Annotated in this window: 8 protein-coding genes; 3 read left to right on the top strand and 5 right to left on the bottom strand. The window is 51.8% G+C overall.

Features of this window, described 5'->3' with window-relative positions:
- Positions 1-83: 83 nt before the first annotated feature.
- The 4 genes from HMPREF3066_RS09030 to HMPREF3066_RS09015 form a co-directional block, all read right to left on the bottom strand.
- On the bottom strand, positions 84-1310 hold the full coding sequence (locus HMPREF3066_RS09030) for an HlyD family type I secretion periplasmic adaptor subunit (protein WP_003756845.1): 1227 nt from the start codon (positions 1308-1310) through the stop codon (positions 84-86).
- 92 nt (positions 1311-1402) lie between these two features.
- On the bottom strand, positions 1403-3586 hold the full coding sequence (locus HMPREF3066_RS09025; protein WP_003767962.1) for a type I secretion system permease/ATPase: 2184 nt from the start codon (positions 3584-3586) through the stop codon (positions 1403-1405).
- 39 nt (positions 3587-3625) lie between these two features.
- Positions 3626-4927, bottom strand: a complete 1302-nt coding sequence (locus HMPREF3066_RS09020) for a TolC family protein (RefSeq protein ID WP_083286438.1) — start codon at positions 4925-4927, stop codon at positions 3626-3628.
- A gap of 198 nt (positions 4928-5125) precedes the next feature.
- Positions 5126-5911 (bottom strand): inositol monophosphatase family protein, encoded by a 786-nt coding sequence (locus tag HMPREF3066_RS09015; protein ID WP_003767904.1) that lies wholly within the window; start codon positions 5909-5911, stop codon positions 5126-5128.
- Between the two features lie 183 nt (positions 5912-6094).
- Between HMPREF3066_RS09015 and HMPREF3066_RS09010 the strand changes: the two genes are divergently transcribed.
- Both HMPREF3066_RS09010 and HMPREF3066_RS09005 read left to right on the top strand, forming a co-directional pair.
- Positions 6095-6910, top strand: a complete 816-nt coding sequence (locus tag HMPREF3066_RS09010; protein WP_070442318.1) for an RNA methyltransferase — start codon at positions 6095-6097, stop codon at positions 6908-6910.
- A gap of 69 nt (positions 6911-6979) precedes the next feature.
- Positions 6980-7831 carry a DUF1853 family protein gene (locus HMPREF3066_RS09005; protein WP_070442316.1) on the top strand — a complete coding sequence of 284 codons (852 nt, stop codon included), beginning with the start codon at positions 6980-6982 and terminating at the stop codon, positions 7829-7831.
- 217 nt (positions 7832-8048) lie between these two features.
- Here HMPREF3066_RS09005 and HMPREF3066_RS09000 read toward each other — a convergent pair whose 3' ends face one another.
- Positions 8049-8843, bottom strand: a complete 795-nt coding sequence (locus HMPREF3066_RS09000) for a factor H-binding protein (protein ID WP_070442312.1) — start codon at positions 8841-8843, stop codon at positions 8049-8051.
- A 339-nt stretch (positions 8844-9182) separates the two neighbouring features.
- Here HMPREF3066_RS09000 and HMPREF3066_RS08995 point away from each other — a divergent pair, with 339 nt between their 5' ends.
- Complete coding sequence (locus HMPREF3066_RS08995) at positions 9183-10136, top strand: L-lactate dehydrogenase (protein WP_003740659.1); 954 nt, start codon at positions 9183-9185, stop codon at positions 10134-10136.
- Positions 10137-10249 lie beyond the last annotated feature (113 nt).

The following is a 10249-nucleotide window of genomic DNA, read 5'->3' as shown; positions in this document are numbered from 1 at the left end:
TGTCCAACTTTTGGGGTGCAGTTCAAACCTGTACCGGTTTTTCAGACGACCTTTTGACTGTTAAGCAAGTTTTACTCGGGAAATTAACGCTCGCTCAATGCCTGCTTCATACGGGTAATCGGTTTGATCAGGTATTGGAAGATGGTTTTTTCGCCGGTTTTAATGTCCACTGTGGCAACCATGCCCGGAATAATCGGCATGTCTTTACCGTTTTTGTCTTTCAGGGCGTTGTTCTCAGTTTGGACGATGACTCGGTAGTAAACTTGGTTGGGGTCGAGCTTCAGATCGTTGGCACGGCTTTGCATGGAGTTGCTGACGGTATCTGCGCCGACAAGGGTAACTTTGCCTTCCAATCCGCCGTAGATGGAGTAGTCATATGCGCTGACTTTGACCAGTGCGGGCTGTCCTGCGCGGACGAAGGCGATGTCTTGCGGACGGATATAGGCTTCGACAAGGAGTTTGTCATCAACGGGAACGATTTGCATGATTTCTTCGCCCGGGTTGACTACGCCGCCGATGGTATTGATTTTGATGTTTTTGACGATGCCGCGCATGGGGGAGCGGATTTGGGAGCGGTCGACCGGGTCGGCGCGCATGGCCATGTTTTCTTTGGATTGCGCCAGCTCGGATTCGGATTGCACCAGTTCGTTGTTGGCATCTGTTCTGTAACGGTTGCGGCGTTCGGCAATTTGCAGGGTCAGATCGCTGGATTCGCGGCGCATTTTGAGGAGTTCGACTTCGGACATAACGCCTTGTGCCACCATAGGTGCAGTAATGGCGATTTCGCGGTCAAGCGCCGCTTTGCTTTGTACCAGACTTTGTACGGCATCGGTCATGGCTTGGCGGCGGGCGTTATATGCGGCGGTTTCGCGGCGGCGGAGTTCGGGGCTGACGCTGTTGGGGAACGTGAGTTTGCCGCCGTAAGCTTCGGCTTTCAGGCGGGCGATAGTGGCCTCGAGGTTTTGGACTTTGGCCTCGCTCTCGCGCAATACGGCAAGGCTGCGCGTATCGTCGAGCTTCAGCAGGATTTGGTCTTTTTCGACCAAATCGCCTTCCTTAACCATCATTTGGGTAATGACGCCGGCGTCCAGGCTTTGGATGACTTGTTCGCGGCTGCTGGGGATGACATTACCGTTGCCGCGGGTTACTTCTTCGACGGTGCTGTTGTATGCCCATACGACGAAGACGACGAGCAGCAGGAAAAACAGGATGATGACCCAAAATTGGCCGCTGTGTTTTTCTTTTTGCAAGGCTGCATTCAAATCGTTAATGAGATGCAGGTCTTTGGATTTAACGTTGTTTTCGCTCATAATGATGAATCTTCGGTATCTGTTTGTTGTTTTCAAAGAGGTCGTCTGAAACGCTTTCTGCTTGTGTTTTCAGACGACCTTTTCCCTTTTCGTCATGCTTGCGCCGCTTCGCCGGGACGTTGGTTTTCCTGCGCTTGTTGTGCTGCTTTGACTTTGTTTTGCTCGTTTTGCATCAGTTTTTGCAACACTAAATCGCGCGGGCCGTCCATAACGACTTTGCCGTTTTCCATTACGATGATACGGTTAACGATTTGCAGCACTTGCGGACGGTGGGTGACCAAGAGCATGGTGCGGTTGCGTCCCCAGTGGGCAATCGCGTTCAATGCCATGCGTTCGGTACCTTGGTCGAGGCTGGTTGTCGGCTCGTCCAAAAGGACAACTTTGGGGTCGCGCAGCGTCATGCGTGCGAGGGCGATGATTTGTTTTTGACCGCCGGACAGACCCAAACCGTCTTCACCCAAAGGCATATCCAAGCCTCTTGGGTGGTTGCGGATGATTTGGTCCAGACCGAAACGTTTGAGTGCGGTCAGCAGGTCTTGGTCGGTCGAATAGCTGTCGGTACGCGCCAAGTCCATGTTTTCGCGCAATGTACCCAAGAAAAGGCGTGGAGATTGGCTGAACAGGAGGACTTGGTTCCGCAGGAAATTCGGATCAAGTTGGCGCATATCGACGCCGTCGAGGGTTACGTTGCCTTTTTCGGTGTCGTACAGACCGCTCGCCAGCTTCAGCATGGTACTTTTACCGCTGCCGATACGTCCGAGGATACCGACTTTTTCACCGGGTCGGATGTTGATGCGCAACTCGTCAACTGCGTTGTTGCTTTCGTTTTTGTATTTGAACGTTACGTTTTCAAAGGCGATATTGCCTTGAACGTTATCCAATGTAATGTATTTGCGTTCGGGACTGCGTTCGATCGGACGGGAAACAATGTCGTTCACGCCTCTTAACGCCAGCTTCGCCTGTTGGAAGCGGGTAGCAAGGCCGGCAACTTGAGCCAACGGCGCCAACGCGCGGCCGGACAGGATGACGGAGGCAATCAGCGCACCCATGGTAATCCGTTCCGCATGGTTGTCGGCATGAATCAGATAGGTACCGACAACGACCAAAAAGACAGTATTGAGCTGCTGCATGGCAACGGCGAAGTTGACCATGAAGTTGCTGGTGTCTTTTACTTTGATAGATGAAGCGGAGGTTTTGGCGGTGTACTCGTCCCAACGTTGTTGCGCCCATGAAGTCGCATTGTTGGTTTTCAGGGTTTCGATACCTTCAATGGCTTCTACGGCAAGGCCTGAACGTTGCGAACTTTCTTTCATGGATTCGTTAATGTGGCGCGACAAGGGGCGTTGGACGATGAAGCCGACAATGACGACAATCGGAATGATGGCCAAAGGAACCAAAGCCAATTTGCCACCGACTATCGAAATAACAAAGATAAACAGCAATAGGAACGGCAAGTCCACCAAAGTCAACAGGCTCGCGCTGGTCATGAATTCGCGTACGGATTCAAATTCGCGCAGGTTGTTGGCGTATGAACCGGACGAAGCGGGACGGTCGGCAAGGCGCAATGCCATCACGCGACGGAACAAGGCAGAGCTGATAATCAGGTCGGCCTTTTTACCGGCGATGTCGGTCAAATGGCCGCGTATCATCTTAGCGGCAAATTCGAACAAAATGGCGAGGACAACACCAATACTCAAAACCCACAGGGTTTCATAGGCTTGGTTGGGAATGACGCGGTCGTAAACGTTCATGACATACAACGAGCTGACCAAGGCGAGGAAGTTGATGATGACGGTCGCCAAAATCACTTGATAGTAATAGCTGCGGAAACGCCAAATGACTTTCCAAAACCATGCTTTGGGGAGGTGGTATTCGGGCAGTTCGGAACGCGTGTCCGCCGCCATTTTGGGCTTGATAAACCAGCAGTAACCCAGATACAGACCGGAAAGCTGGTCATGATCAAGCTGCTGCTCCAAGCCATCTACCTGACGGATATGATATTTCCTGTTCCGACCCGAACCTTCGATATTGGTAATGACGGCAGCCTCTTCATTGTGAAGAATGATCATCACAGGAACGGCAAGCGATGGAATGTCTTCCAGATTGCGCTTGGACAATGTGTTTTCGAAGCCGTGGCTGCGCAAGACTTCGACGAGGGAATGATAGTTGACATTGAGTTTTTTATCCCGCACCACCTCTGCCGTCAGCGCGGCTTCTGACACAGGCGCCCCTAAGAGACGGGTAACCAACACAATATGTTCGATGATTGCTTTCATGATAATTCGCGTAATGAGTAATGATGTTAAGATTTTATGTTATTGCTTCAAGCCTGCCCAATTCGCCATTTGCGCCTGCGCAGCCAGATAATCCAATGCGGCATCGCGGAAGTCGTTGCGCGCCGAAATGTTTTCCTGCTCAATGCTGGACAATTCGTTGTATGCGCCCAAAACGTCGGTCAGCGTGCGGCGGGCAATTTTGAATTGCAGCTCGTAAGTTTTAACCACATCTTTTTGAGCGGCAATATGTTGTGCGGCAATATCGGCACGGCGTTCGCTCTCGCGCATGTCGATTTCGGCGGTTTGGGTTTTTTCGGTGATGTCGCGCATAATTTGCTCGGATTTCGATTCGGCGGCAATCAGGGCATCGGCATTTTTCTGCACATTATGGCGCGCGGCAACGTCTAAGACATTCCATGCCACATTTAAATAAAGCTGTCTGTTGTCGCGGTTCGCATTACCTTCCAGATTCACGGCGGGCAGGCGCTCTGCTTTGGAAACGTCCAAATCTGCCTTCACGCTGTCGCGTTCTGCCACCTGCGCCCGATAGGAAGGATTAGTATTGTTATCGGCGGTTTTGAAACGGCGGACCAATGATTCCGCGCTGTCGTTGGCAAACGGATCTTCCAAATCCTCTGCCGTCAACTGCCGTCCGGTATAGCGGGACAGACGGCTCAACGCCAATTCCATCGTGCGTTGTTGTTGCGCGATGGATGATTCGACCTGCAACAGGCGCGCACGCGCTTCAATGAGTTCGGAACGGCGGCCGCTATCGTATTTCACGATAATATTCAAATCTTTCAGAAGATTATTGTGGCGGACCAAGCTCTGACGGTTGATGCGCAGGATTTCTTTCGCGCGCAATGCGGTCAAATAGAGTTTGCCGATGTCGCTGCCCAGACGTTCCTGATTTTCGAAATAACGATGATGGTAGTATTGCTCTCTGTTTTTATCGCGCCGTACCGCCGCATTGATGGCGCCCCATGAATATACATTCAAAGTTCCGCGTATGCCGACACCGTCATTCATATCGTTGCTGGAATATTTGTTTTTCTGCGCCAAAACTTTGGTACCTGTCAGCGTCAATACGGGATAATGGCGCGCACGGGTCGCCTTCGTCGTACTTTTGGCCGAATCTTCGGTTGCTTTCGCTTCCCTCACAATCGGGTCGGACACCATGGCATCCCTTAAAATAGCCTGCAAAGGGTAAGCCTGCGCCGTTGCCGCGCATACTGCCGCGCACACCACGGCAGCAATTTGCCCGGTGCGGAAAACGGATGTTTTGGGACGATTCAAAAAAGTTTTTTTCTTCATATTATTCACAACAATACGGTTCGTCATTTATCAGATTGGCATAGGGGTTGCCTGTTGCAAATCAATTCTTTGAGCATATTATCATTAATCGGAATCCCTGTTTTCAGATTGCGATAAAAGGTAGTTATCTGCTCCTGAAAGTAACATGGATGATATTCCTACTATTGCTAAATCACGACACCGTATTAAAAACGAGCAAAAGGTCGTCTGAAAACGACCTCCTGTTTACAGATGTCCGCCAATGATTTGCAACATTTGCGCCAGCACTTTCGGATTGGCTGCCACAATATCGCCGCTTTCCAGCCAGCCTTCATTGCCGGACATATCGGTAACGATACCACCTGCTTCCTGCACAATCAGCGCACCTGCGGCAATATCCCAAGGCTTGAGGTTGAACTCGAAGAAACCGTCCAAACGGCCAGCCGCCACGGCGCACAAATCCAACGAAGCCGCGCCTTCTCTGCGCCCTCCGGCCGTTTTCGCCAAAAAGTCCTTCAAAATAGCCAGATACTTATCCATCATACTTTGATCGACAACAGGGAAGCCTGTACCGATCAAGCAGCGGTTCAACTCAATGCGGGAAGAAACGCGGATACGGCGGTCGTTGAGCAACGCGCCTTTGCCGCGTGAAGCCATGTAAACATCGTTGCGTTCAGGTGCGTACACCAAAGCTTCCTGCAACACGCCTTTGTGCAGCAGCGCCATGGAAATCGCGTATTGGGGATGGCCGTGTAAGAAGTTGGTCGTGCCGTCGAGCGGATCGATAATCCATTCGTATTCCGCAGAGGCTTTGCCGTGAGAACCGCCTTCTTCGCAAGTGATTTTGTGATGCGGATAGGCCTCTTTGAGCGCTTCCACCAAAATCATCTCGGAATTGCGGTCAACGTCGGAAACGAAATCGTTGAATGCCTTGCTGTCAACTTTGACGGCATCCAGATTGCCGCTTGCGCGGATCATCATCTGCCCGGCTTTACGGGCGGCTTTGAAAGCGGTATTTAAAAACGGATTCATGGGTTTTCTTTCTAAATCAGGTAAAATACCGTCCGGCGCATCTGCACCGGACGCAACGTTTGTACGTTTCCGACGTTGTTAAAGAACATTTCAGACGACCTCTCAAGCTCCAAGGCGAAAGGTCGTCTGAAAACAAAAAGATGGCGTATTATACCCGATTCCCGAACAAACCGAAAACAAAACATGACTTCAGCCAAGCCCGAATTGCCCGACTATCTCGGCAACATCCGCATCATCCTCACCCGCACCAGCCATCCCGCCAATATCGGCTCCGCCGCCCGCGCCATGAAAACCATGGGGCTGCACAAACTCACCATCGTCGCCCCGAATTTGATGTCCACGCCGATGACCGAGCAGCCGCCCGTTTTCAACCCCGAAAACCCGCAAGATTTCCAACTGCCGGAGGAAAGTTTCATCCTCGCTTCCGGCGCGGCAGACGTATTGCACAACGCCGTAATTGCCGCCACGCTCGACGAAGCCCTCGCCGACACCACGCTCGCCTGCGCCCTTACCAGCCGCCGCCGCGAAATCACCGCCCCGCTGCAAACCCCGCGCGAACTGGTTCCCGAATTATTGCAGGCGGCACAACGCGGAGAACAAGTTGCCCTCGTCTTCGGCAACGAAACCTTCGGCTTGAGCATCGAAGAAGTGCAGGCATGCAACCGTCTGATGACCATCAACGGCAACCCCGACTATTTCTCGCTCAACCTCGCCCAAGCCGTTCAGGTCGTGTGTTACGAAATCTTCAGTCAGACCGATATGCCCATGACCCACCTGCAACAGGAAGACCACGCCGCCACCCACGAACAAATCAAAGGCATGGTCGCCCACATGGAAAACGTCATGGACGATATCGGCTTCTTCAACCGCCGCAACAGCGAACGCCTGATGCGCCGTATGCAAAGCCTGTTCGGCCGCGCTAACACGCAAACCGAAGACATCGACATCCTGCGCGGCTTTTTCAATACCGTCAGCCATCGCTTGAAGAAGAAAGACTGAAAAGGTCGTCTGAAAACCTTCAATCAAGTTTTCAGACGATCTCAGCCAAACTATCAACCAGATACAGCCATGAACTACGCCCTAGATGCCCTATGGTGGAAACTCACCACCCCGACCGTCCGCGACCTCGCCACCCTGCTGACCGCCCCTCCGCTTTGGCAAAGCGGTTGCGAATTGAGCGTCCGCGAGCTATTGGGCGAACGCGGCTTCCGCTATCTTTTGGATTTGGACGACAATCCCACCCCCTTAGACGACTATCTCGCCGAACACGCCCCCTTCGGCAACCGACTCGGCATCTACGCCGAACGCCTGCTCGCATTTTGGTTCACCCACGCACCGCATACCGAATTGCACGCCTATAACCTGCCCGTGTTTTCAGACGACCTCACGCAAGGCGCCGCCGATTTCATCGCCTCCATCAACGGCAAACCCTATCATATCGAACTGACCTGCAAATATTACGGCAGCGGCAGCGGCAAATCCGCAGACCTGTGCGGACTCAATCCCAAAGACACCCTCGCCGCCAAAGCCGCCAAACTGCCCCGCCAACTCACCCTGCTTCAATCCCCCGAAGGCAGCGAAACCCTGCGGCAAAACCGCCTCCCCGACGCGCCGCACCCCGCCTCAATCATACGCGGCATCGGCTTTTTCCCCGTCGGCGCAGATTCTGCCGAAGCCCCGCTGAACCCATACTGCTGGCGCGGCGTCTTTATCCGAGACTGGTCGGCATATCCGACCACAGAGGGCGCACGCTACCACCTCATCGACCGCATGGCATACCTTGCCCCTGCCCGCGTCGCCGAGGCGCAAACCCTGTCCGACCGAGACGTCCGCCAAATCGAAAGCGGCTTAATCGCCAAACTTGAATTGCGCCCCGACGGCTTTTGGCATGAAATCGAACGCATCATGAAAGTTGCTTGAATCCAAAGCATCCACGCCTACAAACCATATAGCAAACATACTTAACTTTAAATACAGAATGTCATGGAATTCCGTCATTCCCGGTAAGTTGCGTATCGAAAATAAAGTCATTTAGCTATATTTTCCAAATTGCCGATACAAAAAGGTCGTCTGAAACCTTTTATCTAAAATAAAGGTTTCAGACGACCTTATCTGTCAGACTGAGGATTGTCCCGCCCTACTCTTTCTTACCGGCCAAACCGATTTCCTGAGTTTTACCCCCGTCGTTGATTTTAGCCTTACCGGCAATTTCTTCGGCTTTACTGCCGAAAAGCTTCAGCTCGTAACTACCTTTTTCCACACCGTCCTTCATAGCCTTGCCGCTCAAGCCTGAGCCGTTGCCCATGGCTTGGATGTCGGTTTTCGCCAATTCGACGTTATAGCCGCTATGCATTCCGCTGATGCTTCCGCTGCCTTGTTTCTTCTCAAAATCAACCGTATAAGACAAACGCCCGCTGCGGTCGTCGCCGTTGAACGCGATACCTTTGTAGTTTATTTGCCCCAATTTAGGCAGATTACCGAAAGCAATGTCCTGCCCCTGAATTTCGTTAACATGAAAATCGAATGCCTCGGAACGCGCTCCATCTGACGGATTGGTTTTCTGCTTTGCCAAAGTGGCGGCAACGATAGAATGGCTTTGTTTATACACCAAGAAATCACCGCGTTCCAATTCGATAAGTTGTCCGTTTACATTGATTTTTTTCACATAGTCAAAATCGGAAACACGGTCGTTTTTCAGATAACCCGTATCCAAAACCCCTCCTTTTTTCAGGGTTTGGGTTTTACCGCCCCTGTCGGTCAACTCCAATATGCCGCCATCGGGAACAGATTCGGAAACAGTCAGTTGCTTCCAATCTTTTGCATTAGGATCAAACGGCTTGGTCAGCCCGTCCGCCAAGCTGCTGCCTGCGCTGCTGCAAGCGGACAAAATGCAGGTGGCAGCCAAAACCGCCAATAAAGATTTCGCTTTCATTCGTTTCCTTTCATTATCGTGATTCATGACTATTGTGTCTCCGTATTTCGGTGGCAATGTCTGCAAACAAAATCCGTCCGAATTTTCGGATACACTCCGTAAGTTATAATATAACGGTTTTATGATGATATTCATGACTTAAATCAAAATAAATATACTGCATTATATCAATCCTCTTCCCTGCTTTTCTTGCCATTGCTTCCGCCCTGACCGGCAAACGGCTTATGTGCTTATTTTTCCACTACAATCCGCTACAAAGCAAACAGGTCGTCTGAAATTTGACGGCACTCTGCCTTGGTGCTATTAATAATTCCTATTTACAAACAAACAGGAACAAACATGAAAAAAGTTGGTAATAAAGTAGTGGTTGTAGGCTTGGGCGCGGTCGGTGTCAGCTACGCCTATTCCATGCTCAACCAAGCCTTGTGCGACGACATGGTTTTAATCGACATCAACCGCACGCGCGCGGAAGGCGAAGCGCGCGACTTCCGCCACGGAATGCCCTATGCCGCCTCGCCCGCGCGTATTTACGTCGGCGATTACGATGATTGTTCGGATGCGGACATCGTGTGTATTTGCGCCGGCGCGGCGCAGGCTCCCGGCGAAACCCGTTTGGACTTAATCGACAAAAACCTGCGCATCTTCCGCGACATCGTTTCGAAAGTCATGGCTTCGGGCTTTGACGGTATCTTCTTGGTCGCCTCCAATCCTGTGGACGTACTATCTTATGCCGTTTTGCGCTTTTCAGGGCTGCCCAAAGAGCGCGTTATCGGCTCGGGCACTATCCTTGACTCCGCCCGTTTCCGAGTTTGTTTAGGCAACGAATTCGACGTCGCGCCTTGGAGCGTCGATGCCATGATGATCGGCGAACACGGCGACAGCATCATTGCGCTTTGGAGTACCGCCAACATCGCCGGTATGTCCGTTCAGAAGATGTTGGAACAATCAGAAGACGGGCAGGCGCGTATGGACAAAATCTATACCACCGTGCGCAATGCTGCCTACGAAGTCATCGCCGCCAAAGGCTCAACCAGCCACGGCATCGGCATGGGCTTGAGCCGCATCTCCAACGCCATCCTACACAATCAAGGCGTCGTGCTGCCCGTCTCCACCCTGCTTGAAGGCGAGTTCGGACAAAACGGCGTGTATATCGGCGTACCGACCGTCGTCAACCGCCAAGGCGCGGTCCGCATCATCGACCTGCAACTTTCAGACGACGAAGCCGAACGATTTGCCCGCTCGGCGGAGCTGTTGAAAAGCTATCAACGCAAAGTCGATGAAATGGTCGGATAAAGAGATAATCTTTGAATAAAACGTCGTCTGAAAACTGGAAGTTTGGTTTTCAGACGACGTTTTTTATTCACAAACCTAAGCTGTAGAAATCAGTAGCGTTGTTTACAGTATTT

The sequence above is a fragment of the Neisseria sp. HMSC03D10 genome, assembly GCF_001807625.1.
Lineage (GTDB): Bacteria > Pseudomonadota > Gammaproteobacteria > Burkholderiales > Neisseriaceae > Neisseria > Neisseria mucosa.
This window is presented reverse-complemented; position numbering and strand designations above follow the sequence as displayed.